Annotated in this window: 30 protein-coding genes and 1 tRNA gene; 13 read left to right on the forward strand and 18 right to left on the reverse strand. The window is 52.5% G+C overall.

Translation table 11 applies throughout. From position 1 onward, the window contains the following. The first annotated feature begins 19 nt into the window (after positions 1 to 19). Positions 20 to 964, forward strand: a complete 945-nt coding sequence (locus FC18_RS02055; RefSeq protein ID WP_056975366.1) for an AEC family transporter — start codon at positions 20 to 22, stop codon at positions 962 to 964. 72 nt (positions 965 to 1,036) lie between these two features. On the opposite strand, the gene lexA is transcribed toward FC18_RS02055, so the two are convergent. After that, complete coding sequence (gene lexA, locus FC18_RS02060) at positions 1,037 to 1,666, reverse strand: transcriptional repressor LexA (RefSeq protein WP_056975367.1); 630 nt, start codon at positions 1,664 to 1,666, stop codon at positions 1,037 to 1,039. A 222-nt stretch (positions 1,667 to 1,888) separates the two neighbouring features. Between lexA and FC18_RS02065 the strand changes: the two genes are divergently transcribed. The 5 genes from FC18_RS02065 (at position 1,889) to FC18_RS02085 (ending at position 7,083) form a co-directional block, all read left to right on the forward strand. Beyond that, complete coding sequence (locus FC18_RS02065; RefSeq protein WP_054679934.1) at positions 1,889 to 2,359, forward strand: hypothetical protein; 471 nt, start codon at positions 1,889 to 1,891, stop codon at positions 2,357 to 2,359. 519 nt (positions 2,360 to 2,878) lie between these two features. After that, a complete protein-coding gene (locus FC18_RS02070; RefSeq protein ID WP_056975368.1) occupies positions 2,879 to 3,841 on the forward strand; it encodes an ABC transporter substrate-binding protein in 963 nt (320 codons plus the stop codon). 466 nt (positions 3,842 to 4,307) lie between these two features. Continuing rightward, positions 4,308 to 5,273, forward strand: coding sequence for an ABC transporter substrate-binding protein (locus FC18_RS02075; protein WP_054679931.1), 966 nt, complete (start codon positions 4,308 to 4,310; stop codon positions 5,271 to 5,273). Positions 5,274 to 5,350: 77 nt separating this feature from the next. Next, the gene (locus FC18_RS02080; protein ID WP_056975369.1) at positions 5,351 to 6,274 is read left to right on the forward strand and encodes an ABC transporter permease; all 924 of its coding nucleotides are present in this window, start codon (positions 5,351 to 5,353) and stop codon (positions 6,272 to 6,274) included. Beyond that, entirely contained in the window at positions 6,274 to 7,083 is an 810-nt protein-coding gene (locus FC18_RS02085; RefSeq protein ID WP_056975370.1) for an ABC transporter ATP-binding protein, read from the forward strand. The genes FC18_RS02080 and FC18_RS02085 overlap by 1 nt, the downstream gene beginning before the upstream one ends. Before the next feature lie 52 nt (positions 7,084 to 7,135). Here the strand turns inward: FC18_RS02085 and FC18_RS02090 are convergent, their stop codons facing one another. Next, positions 7,136 to 8,149, reverse strand: coding sequence for a zinc-binding alcohol dehydrogenase family protein (locus FC18_RS02090; protein WP_054679928.1), 1,014 nt, complete (start codon positions 8,147 to 8,149; stop codon positions 7,136 to 7,138). A gap of 339 nt (positions 8,150 to 8,488) precedes the next feature. On the opposite strand from FC18_RS02090, the gene FC18_RS02095 reads away from it, so the two are divergent. Continuing rightward, a complete protein-coding gene (locus tag FC18_RS02095) occupies positions 8,489 to 8,890 on the forward strand; it encodes a hypothetical protein (protein WP_054679925.1) in 402 nt (133 codons plus the stop codon). 93 nt (positions 8,891 to 8,983) lie between these two features. Here FC18_RS02095 and FC18_RS02100 read toward each other — a convergent pair whose 3' ends face one another. The 3 genes from FC18_RS02100 to FC18_RS02110 form a co-directional block, all read right to left on the reverse strand. Next, complete coding sequence (locus tag FC18_RS02100) at positions 8,984 to 9,277, reverse strand: hypothetical protein (RefSeq protein WP_056975371.1); 294 nt, start codon at positions 9,275 to 9,277, stop codon at positions 8,984 to 8,986. A gap of 27 nt (positions 9,278 to 9,304) precedes the next feature. Further along, positions 9,305 to 9,727, reverse strand: coding sequence for a GNAT family N-acetyltransferase (locus FC18_RS02105; protein ID WP_054679923.1), 423 nt, complete (start codon positions 9,725 to 9,727; stop codon positions 9,305 to 9,307). A gap of 112 nt (positions 9,728 to 9,839) precedes the next feature. Then, entirely contained in the window at positions 9,840 to 10,220 is a 381-nt protein-coding gene (locus tag FC18_RS02110) for an iron-sulfur cluster biosynthesis family protein (protein ID WP_054679920.1), read from the reverse strand. 649 nt (positions 10,221 to 10,869) lie between these two features. Here FC18_RS02110 and FC18_RS02115 point away from each other — a divergent pair. Then, positions 10,870 to 10,942: transfer RNA gene (locus tag FC18_RS02115), tRNA-Ala, on the forward strand. A 423-nt stretch (positions 10,943 to 11,365) separates the two neighbouring features. Here the strand turns inward: FC18_RS02115 and FC18_RS02120 are convergent. From FC18_RS02120 to FC18_RS02175, 12 genes are all read right to left on the reverse strand, one after another. Then, complete coding sequence (locus tag FC18_RS02120) at positions 11,366 to 11,968, reverse strand: hypothetical protein (RefSeq protein ID WP_054679914.1); 603 nt, start codon at positions 11,966 to 11,968, stop codon at positions 11,366 to 11,368. Beyond that, positions 11,965 to 12,117, reverse strand: coding sequence for a hypothetical protein (locus tag FC18_RS12000; protein ID WP_156300953.1), 153 nt, complete (start codon positions 12,115 to 12,117; stop codon positions 11,965 to 11,967). The genes FC18_RS02120 and FC18_RS12000 overlap by 4 nt, the downstream gene beginning before the upstream one ends. 107 nt (positions 12,118 to 12,224) lie before the next feature. Continuing rightward, positions 12,225 to 12,671, reverse strand: coding sequence for a hypothetical protein (locus FC18_RS02125; protein ID WP_054679911.1), 447 nt, complete (start codon positions 12,669 to 12,671; stop codon positions 12,225 to 12,227). 118 nt (positions 12,672 to 12,789) lie between these two features. Continuing rightward, positions 12,790 to 13,716: an ATP-binding protein gene (locus FC18_RS02130; RefSeq protein ID WP_054679908.1), complete on the reverse strand. Its 927-nt coding sequence runs from the start codon at positions 13,714 to 13,716 to the stop codon at positions 12,790 to 12,792. Beyond that, positions 13,709 to 14,848, reverse strand: a complete 1,140-nt coding sequence (locus FC18_RS02135; protein ID WP_056975372.1) for a DnaD domain protein — start codon at positions 14,846 to 14,848, stop codon at positions 13,709 to 13,711. Before FC18_RS02135 ends, FC18_RS02130 begins: the two co-directional genes overlap by 8 nt. Beyond that, positions 14,835 to 15,056 carry a hypothetical protein gene (locus FC18_RS02140; protein WP_056975373.1) on the reverse strand — a complete coding sequence of 74 codons (222 nt, stop codon included), beginning with the start codon at positions 15,054 to 15,056 and terminating at the stop codon, positions 14,835 to 14,837. Before FC18_RS02140 ends, FC18_RS02135 begins: the two co-directional genes overlap by 14 nt. Next, entirely contained in the window at positions 15,043 to 15,756 is a 714-nt protein-coding gene (locus FC18_RS02145) for a hypothetical protein (protein WP_054679902.1), read from the reverse strand. Before FC18_RS02145 ends, FC18_RS02140 begins: the two co-directional genes overlap by 14 nt. A 111-nt stretch (positions 15,757 to 15,867) precedes the next feature. Further along, a complete protein-coding gene (locus FC18_RS02150) occupies positions 15,868 to 16,260 on the reverse strand; it encodes a hypothetical protein (protein WP_054679899.1) in 393 nt (130 codons plus the stop codon). A gap of 105 nt (positions 16,261 to 16,365) precedes the next feature. Continuing rightward, complete coding sequence (locus FC18_RS02155) at positions 16,366 to 16,650, reverse strand: hypothetical protein (RefSeq protein ID WP_156300952.1); 285 nt, start codon at positions 16,648 to 16,650, stop codon at positions 16,366 to 16,368. A 122-nt stretch (positions 16,651 to 16,772) separates the two neighbouring features. Beyond that, entirely contained in the window at positions 16,773 to 17,036 is a 264-nt protein-coding gene (locus FC18_RS02160) for a hypothetical protein (RefSeq protein ID WP_054679894.1), read from the reverse strand. Between the two features lie 928 nt (positions 17,037 to 17,964). Then, positions 17,965 to 18,618, reverse strand: coding sequence for a Rha family transcriptional regulator (locus FC18_RS02170; protein ID WP_056975374.1), 654 nt, complete (start codon positions 18,616 to 18,618; stop codon positions 17,965 to 17,967). 10 nt (positions 18,619 to 18,628) lie between these two features. Next, positions 18,629 to 18,832 (reverse strand): helix-turn-helix domain-containing protein, encoded by a 204-nt coding sequence (locus FC18_RS02175; RefSeq protein WP_056975375.1) that lies wholly within the window; start codon positions 18,830 to 18,832, stop codon positions 18,629 to 18,631. A 74-nt stretch (positions 18,833 to 18,906) separates the two neighbouring features. On the opposite strand from FC18_RS02175, the gene FC18_RS11885 reads away from it, so the two are divergent. The 3 genes from FC18_RS11885 (at position 18,907) to FC18_RS02185 (ending at position 20,593) form a co-directional block, all read left to right on the forward strand. Beyond that, on the forward strand, positions 18,907 to 19,323 hold the full coding sequence (locus tag FC18_RS11885) for a helix-turn-helix domain-containing protein (RefSeq protein WP_082404132.1): 417 nt from the start codon (positions 18,907 to 18,909) through the stop codon (positions 19,321 to 19,323). 115 nt (positions 19,324 to 19,438) lie between these two features. Next, complete coding sequence (locus FC18_RS12270; RefSeq protein ID WP_225353751.1) at positions 19,439 to 19,573, forward strand: Arm DNA-binding domain-containing protein; 135 nt, start codon at positions 19,439 to 19,441, stop codon at positions 19,571 to 19,573. Then, positions 19,574 to 20,593: a tyrosine-type recombinase/integrase gene (locus FC18_RS02185; protein ID WP_225353750.1), complete on the forward strand. Its 1,020-nt coding sequence runs from the start codon at positions 19,574 to 19,576 to the stop codon at positions 20,591 to 20,593. It abuts the gene before it with no gap. Positions 20,594 to 20,788: 195 nt separating this feature from the next. Here FC18_RS02185 and FC18_RS02190 read toward each other — a convergent pair whose 3' ends face one another. After that, positions 20,789 to 21,973 carry an MDR family MFS transporter gene (locus tag FC18_RS02190; protein WP_056975376.1) on the reverse strand — a complete coding sequence of 395 codons (1,185 nt, stop codon included), beginning with the start codon at positions 21,971 to 21,973 and terminating at the stop codon, positions 20,789 to 20,791. 349 nt (positions 21,974 to 22,322) lie between these two features. Here FC18_RS02190 and FC18_RS02195 point away from each other — a divergent pair, with 349 nt between their 5' ends. Both FC18_RS02195 and FC18_RS02200 read left to right on the forward strand, forming a co-directional pair. Continuing rightward, the gene (locus FC18_RS02195; RefSeq protein ID WP_056975377.1) at positions 22,323 to 23,213 is read left to right on the forward strand and encodes a hypothetical protein; all 891 of its coding nucleotides are present in this window, start codon (positions 22,323 to 22,325) and stop codon (positions 23,211 to 23,213) included. Then, a complete protein-coding gene (locus FC18_RS02200; protein WP_056975378.1) occupies positions 23,206 to 24,264 on the forward strand; it encodes a hypothetical protein in 1,059 nt (352 codons plus the stop codon). Before FC18_RS02195 ends, FC18_RS02200 begins: the two co-directional genes overlap by 8 nt. Positions 24,265 to 24,366 lie beyond the last annotated feature (102 nt).

Below are 24,366 nucleotides of genomic sequence, written 5' to 3' on the forward strand. Positions count from 1 at the left end.
ACATAAGAGGTCCTATACATTGACAGCATTCATATCTAGCGTTTTGGGCGTGACGGAGATTCTCGTCCTGATTGCCCTCGGTTATTTCTTAGCGGCCAAAAACTGGCTGAGCAAGGATAGCGGCAAAATCATTGCCAAAATTGTGACCCAAGTCGCGCTGCCCGCGTACATGGTCGTCACGGTCAGTTCCAAATTCAGCGCCAAAGAGTTAATCAACCTTCTGCCGCAACTGCGGTACCCCCTGATTTCCATGGCCATTCTCGGTGTCCTCTCCGCCATCGTCATGCGGCTCATTCACGTGGAGAAGATGCACGAAGGTTTGTTCTGTTCAATGTTCCTAAACTCCAACACCGTCTTCATCGGCTTACCTGTGAACCTCGCGCTGTTTGGCGCCAAGAGTCTGCCGTACGTGCTGGTCTACTACATGGCCAACACGACGATTTTTTGGACCATCGGCGTGTACCTCATCCAGCACGATGGCCCCACCGCCGCGTCGTTCGACTGGCGCAAGACACTGGGCAAGATTTTCTCCCCGCCCCTGCTGGGCTTCATTGTCGGCATCATCATCGTCCTGCTGCACATCCAGCTACCCGACTTCTTGATGGCCGACCTGAACTACGTCGGCAGCCTGACCATCCCCGGCTCCATGTTCTTCATCGGGATTACCATCTACCAGGCGGGCCTGCGCAAGGCGTTCACGTTTAATAAAGACCTGCTCGGGGTCCTGTTTGGCCGCTTCATCGCCGCGCCCCTCGTGATGACGGTTCTCCTGTCGTTCGCCGACATGTCGCCCTTGATGCGGTCCATCTTCATCATTCAGTCCTGCATGCCCGTCATGACCAACGCGCCGGTTGTCGCGCGCCTGTATGATGCCGACACGGAGTTCGCCGCAATTGGGGTGGCCAGCTCCACCGTGCTCGCCATGGTGGTCATTCCCCTCGTCATGACGTTCTTGGCCTCGTAATACCAGATCCGCATATGTACGCAAGCAAAAAGAGTGTGCCCACGTAAAACTGTGGTCACACTCTTTTACTTGTTATTCGAGATCTTCGCGGTATAACCCGACGACCAGCCCCAGGATGGTGACGGTATCGAAGTACATGTCTTCCATGTCGTCGTTTTCGGGGTGCAGGCGCACGCGGCCGTTCTCCCGGTAGAAGCGCTTGACCGTGGCTTCGATATCCTCGGTCATGGCCACCACAATCTGGCCGTTCTCGGCTTCGTGTTGCTTCTTGATGATGAGCAAGTCGCCGTTCAAAATGCCAATCTTAATCATGGAACTGCCCTGCACGCGCAGCATGAAGAGGTCTTCTTCGTCGTAGTTGAGGCCCGTGGGCACGGGGAAGTAATCCTCGATGTTCTGTTCGGCAGTAATGGGAATCCCGGCCGCAACCGTGCCCACCACCGGAATACCGAGCTGCTCACGCACCCCAATATATTCCAGACCAGCAGCCGTTAATTCGAGCGTGCGTGGCTTAGCGGGGTCCTTGGCGATGAGCCCCGCTGCCTGCATCTTCTCTAGGTAAACTGCGACGGTGGATGATGAACTCAGCCCAACTGCCGCGCCGATTTCGCGCACCGTTGGGGGGAATCCGCGGTCTTCAATTCCGTCATGAATCGTGGTCAGAATCTGTGTCCAACGCGCCTTGGTCTTCTCATTTGGCATACCGTTTGCCTCGCCTTCCGTTTCGTTAAATTAAGAATACCAATCCGAACGCCTGTTTGCAACACAAAACGCCGAAAAACATTGATTTATTAGGCTTAATCGGCATTTTGCACCTAATTATGCCCACGCAAATCGTAAATCAAGGATAACTCTCGCCTTGTTCATGGTTTTTCACGCCCACTCTGGTATCATGGAGTTAGTAAGAAAAGGGAGGGAATCCTCATGGCAGATATCGTTCTGATTGTAATCACAGCCGCGCTACTATCACTGGGCGCATACAACATCTTCTGGCAGTCCCAGATTCAGCTGCGCGCCAACTACGCATTCGGTGAAATCTTCTGGGGTGCCATCATCGCCGTCTGGATGACCACCACGGGCCTGCACAGCTGGCCACTTGTCGTCTGCACCGCCGCCTTCGTCCTCATTTACGTCATGGCTGGCGTCGGGGGGATTGGCCCCAACCGCTTGATTGGCCAGGGTGCATTCGGCCGCGTGTTCAAGTACGACACACTCAAGAACATCGCGCTCACCCCAATCAACGCCCGCAACGGTCGCGGCGTCGTCATTGCGGTCTTCTCATTCAACCGGCGCAACGTGCAACTGATCTTCAAGCAGCCACTGGAAACCGTGCTCGAAACTCTGCGCGGAACGGTGCCCGCTTCAACGCGCCTAACCATTCAAAAAATCAACTAGCATTACCTTTATCCGCAAGTGCCGCCAAATATTTTTGGCTGGTACTTGCGGTTTTTTTGTATTCCATAACGCCCGTCAGCTCGGGCTTTGTTCTCATTATTTTCGCATTATTGACCAACATCGTCCCCACGAATATTAAAAAAAGTGTTGACACCTGTATGAATATTCGGTATTCTCAGTCACGTAAACAAACACATCGCTATCAAAGTAAGGAGTGCTCCTGATGATTAAAATCAGCCAAACACAACTGAATAACGCGTTTTTCTTCGGCTTTTTCGGATAGCGGTTTGCATCGTGGATGCAAGCCGCGCAGCTTGCATCCATGAGGCCGAAGCAATTTAACTTGCCATTCAACCGCCACATGGATTTTGAACTTCAATCCATGTGGTGGTTTTTATTTTCCGGAGATATACGGCCGGCCACATGAATTGTGGCCGGCCGTTTTGTTTTCCTCGGGTGCACACCTAGTAAACAAAGCATGGCAACAACTGGATGAACACACACTTGGAGGAAACAAACATGAAGATGAAGAAGATTATGACCGCCGCAATGACCGTTGCTACCGTTGCCCTGCTCGCTGCCTGCGGGAACAAGGCTGATTCGAAGGCCAGCACCAAGACCGTGAAAGTCGGGATCTTGCAGCTCATTAACCAGTCCGCACTGGACGACGCGCGCAAAGGTTTCATTCAGGAACTGGCCAAGGAAGGTTACAAAGAAGGCAAGAACCTGAAGATTGATTACGTCAACGCCCAGGGGGACCAGGCAAACCTGACCACCATGAGTCAGCGCCTCAAGCGGGATAAGAACGACCTGAACCTCGCCATCGCCACCCCAGCCGCGCAGGCATTGCAGAAGGAAGACACGGATACGCCAATGGTCTTCACCGCCATCACCGACCCGAAGTCAGCCGGGCTCGTCAGCAACTTGCAGGCGCCCGACAAGAACGCCACCGGGGTCACCGACATGGTTTCCGTTGCCGGACAGATTAAGCTCTTGCACCGCATCGCACCAAAGGCCAAGACGGTTGGCTTGCTCTACAACGCCGCTGAAGCCAACTCACTGGTGCAGATTAAGCTCGCCAAGGCCGCACTGAAGGCGCAGGGCCTGAAGGTGGTCGAAAAGACAGTTGCTTCCACCAACGACGTCGCGCAGACCACGACTTCCATTGCCCACCAGGTTGATGCTATCTACATCCCAACCGACAACACGATGGCCGCAGCGATGGCGACGGTCGGCAAGATTACCAGCGAAACGAAGACGCCAGTAATCGCCGCAGCTAGCACCATGGTTCAGGATGGTGGCCTGGCCACTAACGGGATTAACTACAAGGATCTCGGCGTTCAGACCGGGAAGATGGCCGTGAAGATTCTGAAGGGCAAGGCCGTAAAGGACGTGGCCGTTGAATCCCCCGCCAAGGTTTCCGTCGTGGTGAACAAGAAGATTGCTAAGGCACTGAACATTGACCCAAGTACCATTAAGTAACCAGATTTTTTAAACCCCGCACCGCCGCGCAGTAATCCGTTTTCACGGACGCCGCGTTAAAACTAAATAAATATTCTCCTTGACTTTAAAAATCCATGAGTATAGTATTACAGCCATACGATACCGCTATTACTTGAAAGGAGCGTTAACCATGACTAACTTACACAGCAAGAACTTGTTTAACGCTTATTACTACGGCTATTACGGATAGCGGTTTGCATCAGGATGCAAGCCGACTCAAGGTTTGTATCCATGATGGTCGTATCACTTAACGTGCATCTGACGCCACATGGAGGAAGTTAATCCATGTGGCTTTTTATTTTTCCGGAAAAAAGTAGGCCGGCCACGTGGATTAATCCGTGGCCGGCCTTTTTGTACCGGCAACCACGGCTGCGGACTCCTACGCGCCACGCAATTATCAAGTCAAAACGCTCGCTGTTGAACGTACATTTGGAGGAAAAATATTATGAAGCTCAAGAAGATTATGACTGCGGCAATGACCGTCGCTACCGTTGCGTTACTCGCCGCTTGCGGCAACAAGGCTGACAGTTCTGCCAGCAAGGACAAGGTCACCAAGATTGGGATCTTGCAACTGATTAACCAGTCCGCTCTCGACGACGCCCGCAAAGGTTTCGAACAGGAACTGGCTGCTCACGGCTACAAGGACGGCAAGAACATCAAGATTGATTACGTTAACGCCCAGGGTGACCAGAGCAACCTGACCACCATGAGTCAGCGCCTCAAGCGTGACAAGAACGCATTCAACCTCGCCATCGCCACCCCAGCCGCGCAGGCACTGCAAAAGGCGGACCCGGACACGCCAATGCTGTTCACCGCCATCACCGACCCGAAGTCCGCTGGCTTGGTTAGCAACGTGAACGCCCCCGACAAGAACGCCACCGGGGTCACCGATGCCGTCGACATCCCCGGTCAGATTGGTCTGCTGCACAAGATGTTCCCAAAGGCTAAGACGGTGGGCCTGCTCTACAACGCCGCTGAACCAAACTCCGTTATCCAGATTAAGGAAGCACGGAAGGCCATCAAGAAGCTCGGTCTGAAGTCCGTCGAGAAGACGATCGCATCAACCAACGATGCGGAACAAACCGCCACTGCCCTCGCCGGCCAGGCTGACGCCATCTACATCCCAACCGACAACACCGCTGCTGCCGCAATGTCCACCATCGGTAAGGTCTCCGAAAAGGCGAAGGTGCCCGTTGTGAACGCCGACGCCACGATGATCAAGCAGGCTGGGGTTGCAACCCGCGGGATTAGCTACAAACAGCTGGGTAAGCAAACTGCCGACATGGCCATCAAGATTCTCAAGGGCAAGAAGGTTAAGCAGCTGGCAGTTGAAAAGCCGGCCAAGACTTCCATCGTGAAGGACGACAAGCGCATGAAGCTGTTTAACGTTGACCCATCCGTTTTGAAATAAATTATTGTAAGTAGTGTCGTCCGTTCTGGGCGCACTCATCGTCCCAAGCGGCTTGCCGCTTCGTATTGGAGGAAAACATGGATATTCTGACATCAAGCATCGCCCAAGGCATCCTGTGGTCAATCATGGCCATCGGGGTGTACCTCACCTTCCGCATCCTCGACATCGCCGACATGACGGCCGAGGGTAGTTTCCCACTCGGTGCAGCAATTACAGCCCACGCCATCGTTACTGGCGTCAGCCCCCTGCTCGCAACCCTCATGGGAACCGCTGGTGGCGCGCTGGCCGGCCTGGTGTCAGGCTTCCTGACCACCAAGTTGCACATCCCCGACCTACTCACCGGGATTCTGACCATGACCGGTCTGTACTCCGTTAACCTGTTCATCATGGGGCGGGCCAACGTGCCGCTGACCATGGATGCAGCCGGTAAGACGCTCAAGAACATCTTCACCACCATTGCGGTCGGTGACTCCACCACGACCACCATCGTTGTCGGCGCCATCTTCCTGATTGTCGTCATCGCCCTGCTCGTCTTCTTCTTCAACACCGAAATGGGCCTGGCTGCCCGCGCCGTGGGGAACAACGAAGACATGTCGGCCGCCAACGGGATTCGCGCCGACAACATGAAGATTGTCGTGTACATGATTAGTAACGGCTTGATTGCTCTGTCTGGTGCCCTCATGGCCCAGACGAACGGGTACGCCGACATCTCCATGGGGATTGGGACCATCGTTATCGCCCTGGCCGCAATCATCATTGCCGAAATCCTGCTGAAGCACCTGTCATTCGGGATGCGCCTCATCACCATCATCGGCGGGGCCATCATCTACCGGCTAATTATCGCGCTGGTACTCGAATGGGGGGTCGACCCGAACGCACTGCGCCTGTTCTACGCCGTGATGCTGACCGTCTTCCTCGCCCTGCCACTGATCCAGAAAAATATTAAGCAGGCCCAGCAGCGGCGCCGGAACACCCAGGCAATGAAGAAGGAGGCAAAGTAATGACTAATCCAGTACTTGAAGTTAAAGGTTTGCACCAGTACTTCGAAAAGGGCACGCCCAACGAAAATCACGCGCTCAAGGGCATCGACCTCACGCTTGAGCAAGGTGAATTCGTCGGGATCATCGGCGGGAACGGGGCCGGCAAGTCCACGTTGCTCAACAGTGTTGCCGGTTCTTTGCCCGTCACGTACGGGCAGGTCAAAATCGGGGGCAAGGACGTCACCTACCAGAGCGTTGAAGCCCGCGCCAAGCTCATCTCCCGGGTGTTCCAGGACCCGAAGCAAGGTTCTGCGCCCCTTCTGACCGTCGAAGAGAACCTGTCGCTCGCCTTAAAGCGCGGCTCATGGCGTAACTTCTGGCGCAGCGGGGTTAAGCGCAACGAACGCAAAATGTTCAAGGAACGCCTCGCCAGCTTGAACCTCGGCCTCGAAGATCGCCTGGGGGCCGAGATTGGCCTCCTGTCTGGGGGCCAGCGCCAGGCAATCACCCTGCTGATGGCAACGCTCAACCAGCCGGAACTGCTGCTGCTGGATGAACATACCGCCGCCCTTGACCCGCAAACTAGCGCCACGGTGATGGCCCTGACCGCCCAGATTGTCGCCGAGCAGCACCTGACCGCACTGATGATTACCCACAACATGGCTGATGCCTTGAAGTACGGCAACCGGCTCATCATGTTGGACCACGGCCAAATCGTCGTTGACGTGCGCGGCGAGGAGAAGCAGAATCTGACCGTTCCGGACTTACTCGAGCTGTTCAAGGAACGCAGCGGCGCGGCAATGACCGACGACGCAGTGCTCCTGAGCTAAACTAAAAAAGCATCCGCAAAATTGCTTGCGGATGCTTTTTTCATGCTGCAACTTAATATTTGATGACGACCTTGCCCTGCGCGTGCCCGGATTCGACCAGCGCTGTGGCGGCCCGCAGCGAATCTACCGTGAGCCCGGAATATGCCTTAGTGACGTTGCTCATTAGCGTTTCATCGGCATACAGTGCAACAAGCTGGGTGAGAATCTCACCCTGAGACGCCAGGTCGTGCTGGTTGTCGGTCTTAGCGAACATGTACTCGAAGTCGAGGCTGGCTGCCTTGTTCTTCAGCGCCCCAACGTCCAGCGGCTGCGTGGGCTGCACAATGCTGCCAATGTGGCCAAATGGTGCGACCAACTGCCCCGCAAGTTCGAGGTATGGCTCTGGTGCGTACAAGATAGCAATGCCGTCAATCTGCTCGAAACCATGCTCGTGCAATTCGCGGGCGATGTCTTCGTGGTAATCGATGCGGCAATCAACGCCCCGCGCCCGCAGCCACGGGAAGTTCTTCGGACTGGCAGTCGCAATCACCTTGAGCCCGCTCCACTGTGCAAGTTGCGTCATGACGGAGCCCACACCGCCGGCACCATTAATGACCAGCAGTGTCTTACCCTTGTTTGCGTCGGGCTGGGCTACAAAGCCCATCTTCTCAAACAGCAGCTCCCACGCGGTCAACCCGACGAGGGGAATCGCGGCAAGTTCGGCGTCGCCTAAGTTCTGCGGTGCGTGCGCAATGATGCGGTAGTCCACCGCTTGGTACAGTTGATTGCTGCCGCTACGTTGACTGCTCCCCGCATATAGTACCCGGTCGCCGACGTGAAAATCACGGACGGCGGAACCGACCGCGGTGATGGTGCCGACCGCATCAAATCCGAGAATTCGCGCAATGGTGCTTGGCTTTGCACTTTGGCGGAATTTTGTGTCCACCGGGTTAACCGAGGACGCCGCCACCTTGACCACCACGTCCGTCGCCCGCGGCTCGGGCAGGGGCAACTCAACCCGCACGAACGCATCGTCTGCAGTTACTGGCTTTGCAGCATAGAATCCAATTCCGTAATTTTCTGTCATTGTATTACCTTCCAGACTTCGCAGTTAACGGCTCAAGGCGCATCACTGCGTAAGATACTCGCTACATTTATTTTAGCACCTCACCCGCGCTAAACAAGCAAAAGCATTCTTAGACAATTGTTAAACTACGCGCCAACTGGGCCCCGATGGCGGGTGGGTGCAGGAAAGGTTGCCCGTCCACCAACGTTTTGCAAACCAAAAGTGCGTGTTACGAAAGTTTTTCATTGGTTACTTTATCATGACCATTACCCCCGCCGCATAGCATGGGCGCTGCTTATCTGGTACACTGGATGAAAATACGGAGACTAGTGGCAACTAGTTTCAATCGGAGGTGGCAGGATGCACCGCGCGCCTGCAAAGCACACAAATAAAGGTATCGTCATCGCGACCATCATTGTCGCACTCATCTTCATCGGCATTGATTTCTATTTGACCAAGCCAACGTCCATGGTCGACCGCATGAGCACCGTCAGTTTCGGGATTATCCTGACCCTCGGGCTCATCATCCTCACCGTGCTGGACGGCCGCGCCCGGAGCAAGTTCGTCCGCTTCCTGAGCGACTGGCTGTGGGGCACCGTCCTCCTCGCGTTCGTGCACCTGTACATGATTGGCCTGGATCCCGAATGGCTCTTCCTCGGTGCCGGTTCTGGCATCATCGCCTTCCTCGCCATGATTGCGGCTCTGCGCACCAAGTTCATCACCACCGAAACCGACTATGATCGGGTCCGGGAAGAACGCTAACCTAAGCTTAAACCAGCGCACCCAACCGCAATTCCGGTTGGGTGTTTTTTTGCACAAAAATAGCCCGCCACATCACAGTAGCGGACCACTCATTTATTTACGGTAACCAAGTTCGTGTTGCAGCGTCTCTTTCGCGGCATCGGTGCTGAACCGCTTCGGGTCGTAGATGATGACGCCTGAGCCCATGTAGTAGTTGAACGTCTGCATCACCACGGGCACCGTTAAGCTGCGCAGTTGCAGCTCATCTTGCACCTCAAGCAGGAACTGCTGGGCGTAGGCGCGGTCCATCATTTCCGGAATCGTACGTTCAGTGACGTAGCCGAAATCCATAATCGCGTTCGCACCACTAATTTTCTGATTGCGTGTTACTGGTTCCTCTGCTGCCATGGTTACCTCCATCATCTAATTACGATATTAGTATTTAATCTCCAAAATCTGCTGTGGGCGTACCAAGCATTCTTGGTTAGCGGTATCGCTGTCTTCAAAACCAACTTGCTTCAAAGCGGCCACGGTCCGGTCGTCACGGCCATACGCAATGACGCGGGCAACCTGCCGGAAGTACGCGGTGAATTGCTTCAGCAGCTCAACGTCCACGCCATCTTCCTGGTATTCAGGCAGTACCACCACGTCATCGATGAAGAGCACCGTGTGCATATCGGACAGCCCCCGAATCACACCGACCAGCTTGCCGTCATCACGGGCGGTCATCAGCGTGGAATTCGCCAGGCCCTCCGCCGTTTCCGCGATGTTCTTCAAGTATTCAGTCATCTTCGTGCCGCCATACAGCGCCTTGATTTCGTGAATATTCAGGCCGTTTTCAAAACTATAAGTAATCAACAATTCTTCCCCCACAAATGTTCTATGGAGTATAGTACAACATTCCGCCACAGATTTTCAGCAAAAATTCTGAATAATTGCTTAAACCCGTGAAAAGTTTTCAGTTCGTCATTTAGCGCGCCGGATTGTTCTTAAGCCCGTCCGCCTGGGTAAAGTCAATGAAGCCCATGTTCGAATCAATCACGCCGATGTCCCCAGACAGGGTTAGCTGGTTCATGCGCTCGTTCAGGTGCACCGCCATGTGCGCATCAAGGTCCTCTGCCGAGTAACCTTTATAGTAGATTGTGCCCAGATTGCTGGTGATGGTGGCGTCGTAATCACTGGCTGCATCACTTGCCGGCACCACATTCAAACTGAACTGCACCTGCATGTGGATCATGGCGTGCTGTGAGTAGGGGCCCACACCGTCTTCGAACGTTAACAGCAGTTTCTTGTCCGGTGCCAAATGGGGCTGAATTTTGGCCCGCGCCGCGTCATCAAACTTGATTTCCATAATCTTTATCTCCTTACTTTTTATAAGTCAACACCTTACGCCCCCTACTTTATACGCGTGCGGTGGCTTTGGCAATGCTTATTTTCGGTAAGTTAAAGAATCCTTTAGCTATTTTTAGCGAAATTCGCGTCCACGGTCACACTTTCTTCACAAACAGGCTATACTATATAAGTATCGAGATAAGCCAACCCCTTATTTCGATACCCAACCCAACTTTTTTCATTTTACTCCTCCAAAGTAAAATCGCAGGTGGACCACCCTTCCACCTGCCAACCCTTACTCCTTGGACTCCTGGTCAACCCCTGGGAGTCCATTTTTTTGTCTAAGTGGCGCTGGCGGACACAATTTCTTAACCACCATTACTTTTCCTTTACGTAAAAGGTGCAAAAGGGGCCAATTCCGGGCACATTTTCTTCACACGCGGCCGGTATTCTTATAAACGTAGAGATGAGATACATTCCTCATTAAAACTTCTTCTTCATAATATTTCTCCTCCAACTGCTGGATCCTCCAAGTCCAGCACAAACTCCGGTTCCTCCAAAACCGAGGTTACCCCCATCCCGCCGACTACTGCAGGTCGACGGGATTTTTTTATCCCGTCCGGCTTGGCGAATGTAAGCGTGTGTGCTAAGATAGGAATCGTACTTTTGGGTCTGTAGCTCAGTTGGGAGAGCGCCTGCTTCGCATGTAGGAGGTCGACGGTTCAAACCCGTTCAGATCCATTTTTTTGTATTCTCATAACAGCAAATAGCGTTAGAATGCACGTTTATCAGGCATTTGCCAAAAATAAAAAACACGTAAAATCACATAATTTGAAAATGTCCCGGGGTCACAGCCGGGGTCACGAAATTCTATCGGCTCGGGGCGGCGCTCTCACTGGAAACGGTGAGGGCCTTTTTTTACCTGGTACCAACGTCACCTTGATATTATTTTTACCGTGGCCACGCCATGGAAATACCAGTGCAGGCATCTTAATCGGAGCGTTACCGCATCGGAAACAACCTTAGGATTTCTTAGGATGTTCAAGGCAAGAAAGCGAGCGCCATGTTCGCTGTGAACGTTGGTATTACGCGGTTTAAGAGCGTTAATGTCGTGTACCCATTGAAAAGGAGCGCTCCTTTTCAATGGGAGCGCTCCTTTTCGCGTTACGCGTTCTTTTCCTGCTCTTTAATCAATGCGTTGACGTAGACCACTCCGAGTAGCATATGATTATGCTGAAAAGCTACAGCATTGCCCATGTCACCATCGAATCCTAATGTGATTGAGGTCTGTCCCGCAAATTCTTGTGCCTTTTTTTGCCATTGGGCGTTGCTGTTTTTGCAGAAATATGCGAACTCTGTTTCGGCAATCGCTAAATCAGCCATTGCCTGGTTCATGCGCTCAATGTACGGCTGCGAACTATCCTTAGCCGACGCTGTGTAGTCCTTGTTCAATGCCCTGAATGCCGCACGTACGTCCCCACGTGGAATAGCTTCTAGGTCTTTGCGTGCCTCGTTGCGCACCCGTTCAAGGCGCACAACTTTGGTTTTTAACTCGTCACGCTGTTCAAGTGCATCCATGCTAACTTTGGCGCTGTTTGCCGTCTCCAGTGCCGTCTTGACCTCTGTCAGCTGTTTATCGAGGTCATGAACCAGTTTCCAGCCGTCAGTGAACGGCTTCAGCATCGTGTCTAAGCGGCTTTGATCGTCGTCCGTCCAGTCTGCAACGTCTTTGGTGTTCATTGCGTCTAGTTGTTCTTTGATTGTCATAGTGCATTCTCCTTTGCTTTGAGCGCCTCCAGAAACTTGTTCCCAGAATCGGCGTCGGTCTTGTTTGCAGGTGTCTCCTGCTTCGTATTAGTCAAGCCCTCTGCGAAAATAGTAGCCATCGCTTTGGCTTGATCGTCAATTTTATTCATGTTGTACCTCCTTGGGTCACGAATCCCGCCGCAATGGTTCAGGCTGTCCGCGTGGCCAAAATAGACTAATCATGTGTGATTTTCCTTTCGCTTATACGGTTCCAAACTCAGATACGTACAACAATTTCGCCCCATTCCTTCGGCCACAAAACAGCCAATATACAGAGCGCCTGACGCCTGTATCTGAATGCCTGAGACGAACTGTAGCCAATCCGGTCAATTACCATCTGAAACGTGCCCAGGGGCCGGCAGTAAGTCCAGTTGATAATGTCAGCGTATGGGTATTCATGGAACATCGTGCGCATGGTCTGTAATAAATCGTCCACAATTTGCATTTTTTCCGCTGCGGTCATGGCATCAACTAGCCTAGTTTCGGCTACATTCGAATTAGAGCCTGCGCGGGGCATACCGTCCAGGTGCACCGTCCTTAAACCGTTGATTACTGATTCAGCTCGCCATTTTTGATAGTCAGAAATAGACTGTGCTGCCACCTTCGCTGTTTCTGCTTCATTCAGTCCAGCAGTCAAACTTTTATAAAGTGAATTTCTGGCCATGCGTTTGCCTCCCGTTTCTAACACACAAAGTCCCCGCCGTGATGATAGTCATAATTGACCGGCGGGGAGATAGTTACATATTCAGCTTGTTGTTATTTAATCTTGATTCCATTTCACATTACATCCCCAATAACCGCATTTGCTCGGCGTCGATTGGTTGCCCATACTGCTCTGTTAGGCGGATAACGTACTTGTCGCGGTGATCAAGTAGGCGGCGCGTTACACGTTCCCCGTAGCGTTCTATCAGCTTTGGCCATGGCTGGTTGGTCGTGATAATGCAATCGCGGTCACCCAAAGCGTAGGCCATTTCTGTAGCAAGGTTACGCGTGAATGGCGTGCTGTCCTCAGCGCCTAGATCGTCAATGACCACTACGGCATTACTGTGCCAGGCCTTGCGAATGCGGTCGGCCTTCTTGCGCAGGTCTTGCGCGTCCTTGTTAATGCCTTGCTTGGTTGCGGCACAAAAATCTGGCCAGCTAACAAAGTACACTTTACGTCTAAATTCCGACTTCTTGGCAATGGCCTTTATCGTACCGTTAGCAATGTGCGACTTACCGGCACCAGTGTGGCCAAGAAGAATCATGTGGGTGATTTTGCCTGCGATAACATCAGCTACAAACGACTGCGCTAGTCTCAGAGCGTTACCTTGCTCCGGTGTTTCTGCCTTCCAGTTGTTCAGGTCGTTATCTCGCATACTCGATGTTGCATAGATTGAGTGGCCACGCATGAAGTTAGTGGCGTCGCTCCATCTGGCGCGCTTGGCCATGTCCTCGGTGGCGGTGGAATGACGGCCGGTTTTCTGCATGTAGGTCTGCAACACTGATCCGTCATCGTTGCGGTATGATCCTGGACACCCGAAAACACCTACATTTGTGCATATGCCAGGACTCCAAGTGTCTCCGTCTGTGGTGACCTGATACAGGGGATGACCACACAGCGGACACGTGTCGTCCATTCTGCGGACGTGCTTCATGGCCCGTTGAACTTCAGCGGTCATCCAGCTTCCGGATTCATCTCCGGTTAGCCTTTCCATTCCGTTAGCCATGCGCTTCGCCTCCGGTCTGTTTGGCCTTGGCTGCATCCTCAGCGGCGTACCTCGCATCAATGGCATCCCAGTCCGAGTCATGATAAACCTCACTACGGAGATCTGTGGGCCGGTTGTGGCCACGCGCCGGGGATGACTGTGATGCAGCACGCTGTTGTTCGCTTGCCTTGACTGCTGCCACATTGGTGAGGCGTTTGGATTCCCAATTATGGAGTATGCCGTTCAGATAACCGTAGTTGGTGTGACCGGCGTCTATTGCCGTTTCCATCCCCAGAATTAGCAATGCGGCTGCATCATCGGAACTGCTGCCAATGGCCTGAAAGTCGTCACGCCAGTTGCGTAGCTTGTCAGCAGTGAGGGGAGCAAGTGCCCCGAATCCTTGTTCCTGCCAGAATTGAGTTACCTGGTGGAATGAATGCGATTCAGTTACTTGCCCTTTGACGACGACCGACGACGCTTTTTCTTTTGGTTCTTGGTTGTCGTCGTCGTAGTCGGCGACAACCTTGTTGTTTCTTGTTGTTAATTCTTTTTGATTATTCTTACTGTTGTTCTTTCTTAGTCGGCCCTTAACGGCGTGCCGTAAACCGGCATCCGGTGAGAATGCCTTCATATCAACGTTTGTCTTTTTAGAACGCTGTGGTACCGGGCTTTTCACCGCGTGCCGGTTTTGGGCATCCGGTGAGAGTGCCGTTGTATCAGCGTTTACGTTTTCGGAACGTTGCGATACTGGGCTTTTCACCGCGTGCCGGTTTTGGCTATCCGGTGAGAGTGCCGTTATATCAGCGTTTGCGTTTTCCGAATGCTGTGGTGCCAGGCTTTTCACCGCGTGCCGGTTTTGGGCGTCCGGTACACCGTACACATTCCAGACGGTTTCACCCATTCGGCCACCCGAGACTCTTGGCTGCTGTTTAACTACATATCCGGCAGCGATTAGTTCGTTAACAGCTGAGCGAATTGCCTTTTCACCATCAGGGAAATGCTTGGCTATTTCGGCAGTATAGAATTGCCATTCACCGCTCATAGAAAGCATGTATCCCAGCAAACCATGCGCTTTTAGGCTTAATCGTTCATCGCGCAATGTTGCATTCATGATGGAGGTGAATGGTTGAACAACTGTGTTAAACACGGGCATTGTTGGCCTCCTCCCATTGATCTCGAATTTTCGAACGACGCGCCCAGATGCTGTTAATCGTGCGGCCTAGCCGTTCAGCAATTACCTTATCGGGTTCGGTTTGGTTTAGCACCATCAGTTGCCGGTCTAATTCCGGTGTCCAAGGGTTACCGTAGTTTGGTGCGAACGTCGCGCGCTTAACATTTTGACTGTGCCTAATCCTTAGCATGTTGCGCCTCCTTGCCGGTGGCCAACATGTCCCTGGTCTTTTCCTGCTGCTGCGCGAGCATGTCCAGCACGTGTAGCAACAACAGGTTCATACCCGTGAAGTGCACTGCGGTCTTACGTCCCAGGTCGGTTAGCTGGTTGTTAGTCAGCTCCGCAACGCTTGCAGGAGGATTAAAGGTGCTTAACTCATCCAGTGCCACCATCAGCATATGCATGATGTTGGAACCCTGCTCTGTAAGATCTAGAACTGCATCCTGGTTATTGGGGGATGCAGGTGATTCAGTGGCCTTACTGTGTGGTGCGTCGTCGACAATCGACAACCCCGCCACGCTATCCGGGTTGACGCCGGTCGTTCCTTCTCTGAAGGTGGTAACAAGTTCCAACTTTCCAGCCGAATCCGTTTCAATTCCTGCAAGATGACTACCGTGCTTCTTGTCTAGGTAAACTGCTTCCGTGATGGTGTTCAGTAACTCTAGTAGATTGTCCATGATGTTAGCTGCATTGATTACTGCTGCCGTCATTTTGGGGTGTTCTTCGCGCAGAGTTAATGAACTTGCGGTTGTGGCCGGCATTGAATCCTCTGACAAGGCGTTTTCTAGTTCGCCGATGCTATCCATTAGCGTGTAAGTGAACTGACGTGCGGTCTTTAAATTAGCTGTAATCAATGCTAGTTGCTGTTGTTCTTGTTCGTTTACAATCATTTTTCGGATCCTCGTTCTCTCTCATCATCCACGGCCAGCACCTCCCGCCAGTGAGCTACTAACAACCCACAGAGGAACATGACGGCTCCAAACGCCAACGCTCGCCAAAGTTCAATCATGCTGCACCTCCTGCGAGTGAGAGAACGTAGCATTAAGCAACTCAATGAACGTGTCGACGTGTGCCGCTTCCCAATCGTTGGCCACAATTGGGAATGCGTTCTTTTTGGCCGCCAACTCGTTGCCGTTGGTGTCAGTACAGTGAATAACTGTTGTACCGCCAGTGCATTCCGCCCAAGCCAGAAACGGTAACACTGCCCTAGTTAGTTGGCGGGGGAGAATGTCCCGATACTTGTCCCGCATCTGTTCGCGGGTGTCTGCCAATACGGGAAGCATTGGATCATTACCCGAACGCTGGATAACGTAATCCATTCTTGCTAACCAACCTTGCACGGTGTCGCCATCGCGCGGGGTGATTAATGTTCTTAGTTCGTTATTACTTAGCATTGCTTAACCCCCTGTTAATTTGTCTTAGGGTTCAGTACACTAAACATGTTGGGTATTCAGCATACTGAACCTACTGGCCTTGTCCGCATTGCCGTGCGGGTAAGGCTATTTTTGTTCTTCCAAGTCATCGACCAACTGCTTAATTATGTCGATGCTGTTGGCCACGGCTCCAGAAACACCCCAAATGAAATCACCTTGGGCGGTGGCCACCGCCACTAGTTCGGCGCGTGTGCTCTCTGTGTGGTTGTTCTGGTAGATTGTGGCCGTGTTGCGTATCTTCGTTGCTGCCTTGGTCTGGTCGGCCGTGTAGCCTTCCAGACTGTTCAGCAGGTTGCGAATTGAGGCCAATGTGCACGCCATTCTTAGCGTCTGTTCTTTGGTTCTTGTCATGCTGCTAGTCCCTTTCTGCTTGCTGTATGTGCTCCGTAGCTATCTGCTGCGGGGTGTTTCTGTATGTTGGGGATGGTTGCCATCCCCGTGAAGAATCATGAATACGGCCGCCCCAGTCGTGTTTATTCATGCTCTTTTATGAACTCCAGTAGTTCCGTTTTCCGCACCCGCTTGAGCTTCGGGGAAAAGGTGGCCACCCGTAAACCCGCGTTGATGAATTGCGCCTTGAACGTGGTTACTGTGCACCCGACGAACGCCGCTGCGTCCTCGATGCTCAGCAGTTCCGCGTATTGGTACCGCTTGGCTGCGTTGGCGAACGCCTCGGCTGCTACGACCTGCATCTGCTTGGTAATGTCATCGGCTGGAACTTCAATGGCTACTTGCATCTGTGTCACTTCCTTTCGTGGCGCTCTCGTCGCCTGTGAGGCTCTCTGACCATCAGACGTATAATTACACCGACCAAGGGGGAGAGGTCTAATTTTGCCCTGTATTGCAGGGAAAAAAGTTACAATTTTTGCATTCTAGCGGTCTTCAGCCTGTTCAGGTGTTCGGTACGTTGATCATGTGTTAACTTCTTTGGCTTGTTTCTGAGTATCACGGTGCCGGTAATTACACCCTCCAGAACAGTTACGTGTCCCGATGAATCAAGTTCGCACCGTGATGCATCGACTAGTGACCGCCATTTCTTGTTATCCGCGGGAACATCTGAGTAGTAATACCATCTGTCCAACTCGAAATCTCGCCGAATAATAGTTTCTTGTTCCTCACGGGGATGCACCGCCATATGCTCACCTCCTTCAACGCTATAAGTACGAACCATGCTAGGAAAATATCTATCATTTTTTCAAAAAAGTTCGATTTATAACGATTTCTGCACGATCACCTCGTAACTACCTGATATTACTGGCCTCAGTGCCTTAATCGAATACAGGCCGATGGGGAGTAGTCAGGTCAATCATTGCCCGTTTTGTGCTTGTGATTTGTGATGCATACCCTATGCGGCTCAATCCCGTATTTATCTCTTTGGTCGGTTGGGATTTTTGGTTAGGCCCGCCAGCTAACTCGGGGATGGTCGTGCCCCTAGAACTTCAAAAATCAGTAATGCAGAGTTTTGTGTTGCCACGCAAAATTCTGTGGATCTCGCTGTTAGCCTCGTCATCTCCTTCCAGCACTATAAGTACGTGCACAATCCGAAAAATATATATGAATCGCAAAAATAATTGGCAATTTTTGATTATTTGAACACGTAACTTCACATTGTTGCCCAGTATGGTCATGCTCCGGAACAATCATTTGCGGTTCATTTGTTAATCGTTAGGACGTGGCCACCGCGTTCATGGCCAACACGGCGGCCTTTATTTGCTCGTAGGTCTGGCCAATATCCATCAGCGCAATGGTCCCGCGTTCTAACCGCTGGTAGTCGGCTTGCTCAGCTGCGGTGTACAGGTCAGCGGCAGGGGCCTTAGTCCCGGCAGCACGTTCCTGCCTGAGTTGCTTCACATTCATCCCCGTAGTGGCCTTACACAGCAGGTCAGTGAATTGCTTGTAACTCCACTGGTTGCGGTGTGGCCACGCCTGAATGGAATCGGTCAGCATCCTGCGCGTCTTGCGTTCAATGCTGCGGTATGCCCGTCGTGTGGCCAGCTCCTCACGTTGTGTAAAAAACTGCCGAACTAATTCTTTTTTGAATCGACGAACGGGCGGCGTGTTGGCCAGATAAGTAATCAGCAACGCAGCTTGTTCTTCGTTCAATTTGTAGTTTTTGTGCGGTCGTCCGCCTTTAGATCCCTTAGGAGGTTTCGGCACATCAAATGCCAAAACTCCAAACTCTGAAAGGTCGGCTCCGTGGCGACGAACCATCTGTCGAACGGCATGGGCTTCTACTTGTCCATACTTGGCGATAATGTCCGTCGTTGTGTATGTGTCGGCCTTGGTGGTTGCTCCGTCAAGGAATACCAGAATATCCATGTTCATCCCCCTAGATCTTCGTGTACAGCCATGCGTTTAGCTTGGCAATCGTGGAAGGAAACACCCGAATTTCAGTATCAGCCGCCAGAATGTTATCCAATGTCCACCGGCTAACCCCAGACTGTCGTGAAAGCTCTAAAACACTAATGTTTTCATCTCCGCGCTTTCTTCGTAGAGCATGAATGAAGTCGGTTGAAATTGTTGTTTTTGTCATATTTACCCCCCTTGCTTACGTCTAAAAAACTTAGATAACACAAAGTACAATATATCTAAATTTCTTAGATGTCAATGAAATATCTAAAAAAATTAGATTTACCTTGGGTGCGGTGCTACAATTGTGAGCATGAAGGGAGGAGACTTAAAATCGAAAATAGACTTAAGCAGGTTCGTAATACATTCGGTTGGACATTGGATGATTTGGCAGCAAGAAGCGGCATAAAACGCGGCACGCTAAACAACTACGAAAACGGGAAAACTGAGCCTAAAATGGCAACATGGCAGAAGCTCGCCGATGTTTTTAACGTTCCGGTGTCGTATCTCCAAGGATTACCCATTACTGGTGATTTGCATGACCTGGAGTTAGCTAAGGAATTGGTTAAAAGACTTAGGCAGATTGTAGAAACTGATGATCCTGATGAAATACGTCGGCTTGCAAGAAAGGCTCTTAAAGAACTGCGCAACGATGAAACGCAGCATCCCCGTTAACCCCCTAAGCTAAAATTAGGGCGTCACATCTGGAATTACCTCCTGTTCACTTGCCACCATGCTCATACTTCATACATACGGCCGCCCCAGCCTTGTACGAAAGGAATTGAATAGCATGGCAGCATTTAAGCAGTACGAGACAAGCAAGGGCACGTTCTGGATGTTCAAGACGTACATCGGTCGGGATCCACAGACTGGCCGGGAACGGTCAACCACACGGCGCGGATTCGCCACTCGAAAGGTGGCGTAATTGGCAGCGGCGCGTTTCATGATTGACGTTGAGAATGGCGAACTAGATAAACCAAAGCAAAAAAAATACACCTTCGCAGAGGTGTATGTAGAGTGGCTAGACAATTATAAAAATACTGTGCGCGAATCGACCTGGAGCAAAACAGTGGGCTTCTTCGATATTCACATTCTACCAGCGTTTGGCAGAAAGTACATCGACCGCATCACCACCAGAGACGTACAGCGCGCCGTTAAGCAGTGGGCAGCGGAGACAACGCAGAATTACAAGCGGTGGTTCATCTTCACAAAGCAGCTGTTTGAGTACGGAATGCAGCAAGGTTACTGCGAAAGCAACCCGGCGAAATTGGTCACCTTACCGCGTCACCAGGACAAGGCAGGCACTGACAAGTTAAAGAGCTGGACGCCGGTACAAATGCGCCGGTTCTTCGACTGCATCGACCAGGACGCGGATCCGGAAACCTACGCCATGTTTTACACGTTGGCAGCTAGTGGGATGCGGCGTGGCGAATTGCTGGCCCTCACCTGGTCGGACGTTAGTTTCAGTGATAGCAGTATCACCGTGAATAAGACGTTGGCAGCTGGCGTTAAGGGCCGTTTGATGCTCGACGCGCCAAAGACCAGGACAAGCCGCCGCACCATCCCCATGGACACCGGGGCCATGCAGGTATTACGGCGCTGGCACCTCATACAGGCCCAGTGGCTACTGGCGTTAGGCGTTCGCGGGGATGCACGCAAACAGTTGGTATTCTCGAATCGAAAGAATGGGCTGCATTCACTGGATACCCCGCACAAGCGTCTGCGTGCGCTGTGTGACGCCAACGGTCTCGAGTACATCTCTGTTCACGGGTTTAGGCACTCGGCCATTAGCAACATGCTGGCGGCTGGTGTAGACGTGGCCACCGTCCAAAAGCGCATGGGCCACGCATCCCCAGAGATAACGCTCAAGGTGTACGCCCACGTATCGAAAGAACAAGCCAAAGAGGGAGCAGAGATTGGCGCCCGGTACCTTGGTTTAAGCTAAATATCGGGGTCAAAACATCAATCCGGGGTCACGGCCGGGGTCACGGTGTCTGAAACGTCCCTCAAACGTGCCCTAAACCCGTATCACATCAGCATTCTACAAAGCAACGGTATTAAACCCGTTCAGATCCACTAACCAAAAAGCCGATTTCCGCGGTCACCGTGGAAATCGGCTTTTTCATTTGGCTAAATACTGTTAGTTTTGCCGCCGCGCTTTAAGTTTGGACAACTCGTTGCTAAACGCGAACAGCAGCACGCTGGCCATGATGACGACCGTGGCCGCGATGAACATGAACCGGTACGACGTGCGCTCAATCACGAGCGCCCCAATCAGTGGCCCGAGTGCCCGGCCCGCAGATGCGCAGGCTTGCACGAGGCCTTGGAACCGGCCCTTCTGGCTTTCCGGCGCCGTCAAATCGACGAAGGTCGACACTGCCGGCAACGCGGTGATTTCGCCAATCGTCAACACCGCCATCGTCACGACGAACACCCAGTACTGGTGGGCAAACGGCAGAATCAGGAAACTACCACCGAGTAAACCAAAGCCAACGTAGAGCCGGCCGTGCAGGTGGTCGTTCAGCCAATCATCGAACATCGTCAGTACCGGCTGGAACGCCACGATGAGGATGGCGTTAACCGTCCAGAGGAAACTGTAATCGCGCACCTTGAGCCCTTCGTCGAGCATGAACGCGGAGATGTTACTCTGCCACTGCTCGTAGAAGATCCAGATAATTACCAGCGTGAGCAACACCGTGAAGACGGGTGCGGAAATATGCATCTTGTCCTTGACCATCTTCGCCTGGCCCGCAGTCCGCACACGATTTTTGCCCCGATACTCAAAGAAGGCAATAATCAAAAACAGCAGGTACATGAAGAAGGCGATGGTGAAGATGTACTGAATGCCCATGGGCAGGAATATCCCCACGCCGAGGGTCCCGAACACGAGTCCCAGGTTACTGATGAAATACATCACGTTGAAAATGTAGCTGGCGCGCTTGGTGCGGATGCGCGTGGCGAACCCGTTCACACAGGTTACCACCATCCCGCTACCAAAACCGGACACCACGAGCAGAATCGGGAACGCCGGCCAGCCGTGCCAAAAAATCAGCGCGGCGGTGGCAACCGTCATCATCGTAATCCCAATCAGAATTGTCGCGTCTTCCCGCCATTTGTCGAACAGCCGGCCACCAACTGCGCTCCCAATCACCATGAACATGGAGTTGAAGAACAGCACAATCCCCGCCGTTGTCAGCGACTCACCCAGCGTTTCGTGCATATAGATGGTGGTTAGCGGCCAGATGAAGCTCGACCCGGTATTGGTAATCAGGTAGCCCAGGAATAGCCACGACAGTTTAATTTGTTTTTGTTGTTTGTTTTGCAACTAACCACCTTCTCCACAGCATTTTTCATTTTATCAAGACCACTTCCGGCCTTGTCCTCATAGTAGTATAGACGAAAAAATGCTCCATGCGGCAGTCTCTGAGACAGTCGTGAGCACTTCATGGGCAACTCTTTCATTTGTCCCTACCAGCCGCAAAAACACGGACGATTACGCAAAAATATTGCAACCAGAAACCAAACCGTGCGTTTACTTGTGAAAAGCCGAATAAAAAACATCCAAATCCGTGGTAACGGTACCTAAATCTGGCGTCATTGTTGTACAATGGCTTTAGTAATAACACTTGGAAACCGTTTTTGACGGCAGTTAATTATAAATAAGAGGTAACGATATGTCTGTAGAAACTAGCCTTGCATACCAGCAGCAATTCTTCACCGCCTTCGCCAAAGCTTGGGCTGATAAGTCCGACTACCGCCTGTACAAGGGCATTGACGACGCCGCCCACACCCTGCGCCTGGACATCCACGAAGTTCCTGGCTACGTGCTCGCCTATGATAAGAGTGCGCAGGAGGAATTGCACCACTACTTGCGCAAGAACTTCATTCAGTGGCTGCGTGAATACGTCCCATTTTTTGAAGTTGCCGATGATGGCCGCGTCTTCTTCGGGGACTGGTACCACCGCCGTGAATTCGGCCGGCTCGATGTCTTCGCCCGCGAAATCATGCACCAAGATGAAGAACAGCGTGCTATTTTGCCCCACCTGCAAGCGTTCGCCGCGGACCCAGATCACTACCTGGACACCCAGATTGAACAGCTGCGCAAAGACTGCTACCAACAAGCAACCGACTTGCACAGTCAGCTCGAAACACTCGAAGCAGACAGTGCCGGCAGTCCTGAACCAGCGCGCACTACGGCACCCGCTGGGGGGAACACCACCAAGCGTCTGCGTGGTTTGCTGAAGAACTTCATGGATCCAGATGCGGAGACCACCGAAGAACCCGAGACTGACGCCGCACCAACACCAACGACCCGTCGTTCATACCACGGAGTCGACATCAACCGCGTCCGGGCCCAATTCCAGGAAGCTAAGGAAGCCGCTGACGCTGAATTCGACGCGAAGAAGCGCTCACTGCAGGTTGCCGCTGCGGTTACCCGCTACGAATACCAGGCTGTCCTTGCCACCTACAGTTCAATCGATCAGTTCATCAACATTCTCACTAACCTGCCCAAGGATTACACCCAGGCGCTGAAGAAGGCAGAGGAGGACAACAGCCGTGCTTAATTACAACGACAAAGAAATCACGAGCATCATCACCAGCGACCTCGAAATCGCGGAATCGCGGACACGCATCACCGTCAAGAGCGACGCCACCATCGAAGCAATGAAGGACAGCGAACTCTGGGCTGCTAACAACTCTGCCCAGACCAACACCTTGCTGGACTTCACCACGCTGCTCGCGGACAAGATTCACCAGAGCCTCGCCGACGTGAACGGACTGGGCACCAGCAACTTCTTCAAGCAGCTGTGGCTCAAGCCCGTGGTGCCCGATGCGGACCACACCACCATTGTTTTCTTCCAGGCCACTCCTGATGGCAACAAGGAACTCTTCACCATCGTTGACCCCCTGCGGACAGACGGCCGGCTGGTTGCGTCCAACCTGCCAACCTTGATTCAGATTACCGCCAAGAGCGATGATGCCCTCGGCTACAGCGACGATGAAGTCACCGCACTCATCGCCATGGTCAAGGAACTGTACGCGGCCGGCTATGCGTTCCGCACCGTCGACGAAACCGTCTTGCAGCCGGTTGATGGCCTCACCTTCGCCACCAAGTTCGACACCTCCCGCCCACTTCTGGCCAGTGCCACCGTGCAGGAAGCCGGCAACATTCGCCTGGCCGCCACCATCAACGGCACGGCCGCTGGTTACCACGTGTACGACGAAGAGCACCACGACTGGATGGACCTCGGAACCGACACGCGTGAAGGCGACCAGTTCGTCTGGGAAAGCACCAGCATCCCCGAAGACCTCGTCGGCCAGAAGTTAACGCTGGCAGTATCTGTTCAGTCCGTCGACAACGTTCCCGCAATGGACGAACTGTTTGTCATCGCCTCCAGCAACGCCATTCTGATGAAGGAAAGCGTCAACCCGGGTGAATACAGTCTGAGCTTGCCGAACCACAAGGACCTCACCGTCCGTGTCAACCCGATGAGCGGCACTGTCACCCTCGGCTACCCCGAACCAACCACCCAGATTATCGAACTGGACAACCAGTACCCATTCCTCGGCGAATGGCTCAAGTCAGTTCTGCCCAAGAAACCAGCATTTAACTAAACGTGGATATGCAAAATGAGCCACACCTCAATTTGAGGTGTGGCTCATTTTGGGTCTACACTTTCTGGTGTTGGAGATTTTTCTCCAACTCAGAGGTGTAGG

The sequence above is a fragment of the Lacticaseibacillus sharpeae JCM 1186 = DSM 20505 genome (assembly GCF_001436225.1).
In the GTDB taxonomy this organism is placed as follows: domain Bacteria; phylum Bacillota; class Bacilli; order Lactobacillales; family Lactobacillaceae; genus Lacticaseibacillus; species Lacticaseibacillus sharpeae.

Coding starts and splice junctions, on each gene's coding strand:
- FC18_RS02090 (WP_054679928.1), bottom strand. CDS start 8,149: ATGACAGAAAATTACGGAATTGGATTCTATGCTGCAAAGCCAGTAACT.
- FC18_RS11885 (WP_082404132.1), top strand. CDS start 18,907: ATGAAATATCTAAAAAAATTAGATTTACCTTGGGTGCGGTGCTACAAT.
- lexA (WP_056975367.1), bottom strand. CDS start 1,666: ATGCCAAATGAGAAGACCAAGGCGCGTTGGACACAGATTCTGACCACG.
- FC18_RS02075 (WP_054679931.1), top strand. CDS start 4,308: ATGAAGCTCAAGAAGATTATGACTGCGGCAATGACCGTCGCTACCGTT.
- FC18_RS02150 (WP_054679899.1), bottom strand. CDS start 16,260: ATGCTAAGTAATAACGAACTAAGAACATTAATCACCCCGCGCGATGGC.
- FC18_RS12270 (WP_225353751.1), top strand. CDS start 19,439: ATGGCAGCATTTAAGCAGTACGAGACAAGCAAGGGCACGTTCTGGATG.
- FC18_RS02135 (WP_056975372.1), bottom strand. CDS start 14,848: ATGCCCGTGTTTAACACAGTTGTTCAACCATTCACCTCCATCATGAAT.
- FC18_RS02170 (WP_056975374.1), bottom strand. CDS start 18,618: ATGGATATTCTGGTATTCCTTGACGGAGCAACCACCAAGGCCGACACA.
- FC18_RS02080 (WP_056975369.1), top strand. CDS start 5,351: ATGGATATTCTGACATCAAGCATCGCCCAAGGCATCCTGTGGTCAATC.
- FC18_RS02140 (WP_056975373.1), bottom strand. CDS start 15,056: ATGCTAAGGATTAGGCACAGTCAAAATGTTAAGCGCGCGACGTTCGCA.
- FC18_RS02120 (WP_054679914.1), bottom strand. CDS start 11,968: ATGACAATCAAAGAACAACTAGACGCAATGAACACCAAAGACGTTGCA.
- FC18_RS02195 (WP_056975377.1), top strand. CDS start 22,323: ATGTCTGTAGAAACTAGCCTTGCATACCAGCAGCAATTCTTCACCGCC.
- FC18_RS02085 (WP_056975370.1), top strand. CDS start 6,274: ATGACTAATCCAGTACTTGAAGTTAAAGGTTTGCACCAGTACTTCGAA.
- FC18_RS02125 (WP_054679911.1), bottom strand. CDS start 12,671: ATGGCCAGAAATTCACTTTATAAAAGTTTGACTGCTGGACTGAATGAA.
- FC18_RS02065 (WP_054679934.1), top strand. CDS start 1,889: ATGGCAGATATCGTTCTGATTGTAATCACAGCCGCGCTACTATCACTG.
- FC18_RS02070 (WP_056975368.1), top strand. CDS start 2,879: ATGAAGATGAAGAAGATTATGACCGCCGCAATGACCGTTGCTACCGTT.
- FC18_RS02100 (WP_056975371.1), bottom strand. CDS start 9,277: ATGGCAGCAGAGGAACCAGTAACACGCAATCAGAAAATTAGTGGTGCG.
- FC18_RS02095 (WP_054679925.1), top strand. CDS start 8,489: ATGCACCGCGCGCCTGCAAAGCACACAAATAAAGGTATCGTCATCGCG.
- FC18_RS02130 (WP_054679908.1), bottom strand. CDS start 13,716: ATGGCTAACGGAATGGAAAGGCTAACCGGAGATGAATCCGGAAGCTGG.
- FC18_RS02110 (WP_054679920.1), bottom strand. CDS start 10,220: ATGGAAATCAAGTTTGATGACGCGGCGCGGGCCAAAATTCAGCCCCAT.
- FC18_RS02145 (WP_054679902.1), bottom strand. CDS start 15,756: ATGATTGTAAACGAACAAGAACAACAGCAACTAGCATTGATTACAGCT.
- FC18_RS12000 (WP_156300953.1), bottom strand. CDS start 12,117: ATGAATAAAATTGACGATCAAGCCAAAGCGATGGCTACTATTTTCGCA.
- FC18_RS02160 (WP_054679894.1), bottom strand. CDS start 17,036: ATGCAAGTAGCCATTGAAGTTCCAGCCGATGACATTACCAAGCAGATG.
- FC18_RS02155 (WP_156300952.1), bottom strand. CDS start 16,650: ATGACAAGAACCAAAGAACAGACGCTAAGAATGGCGTGCACATTGGCC.
- FC18_RS02175 (WP_056975375.1), bottom strand. CDS start 18,832: ATGACAAAAACAACAATTTCAACCGACTTCATTCATGCTCTACGAAGA.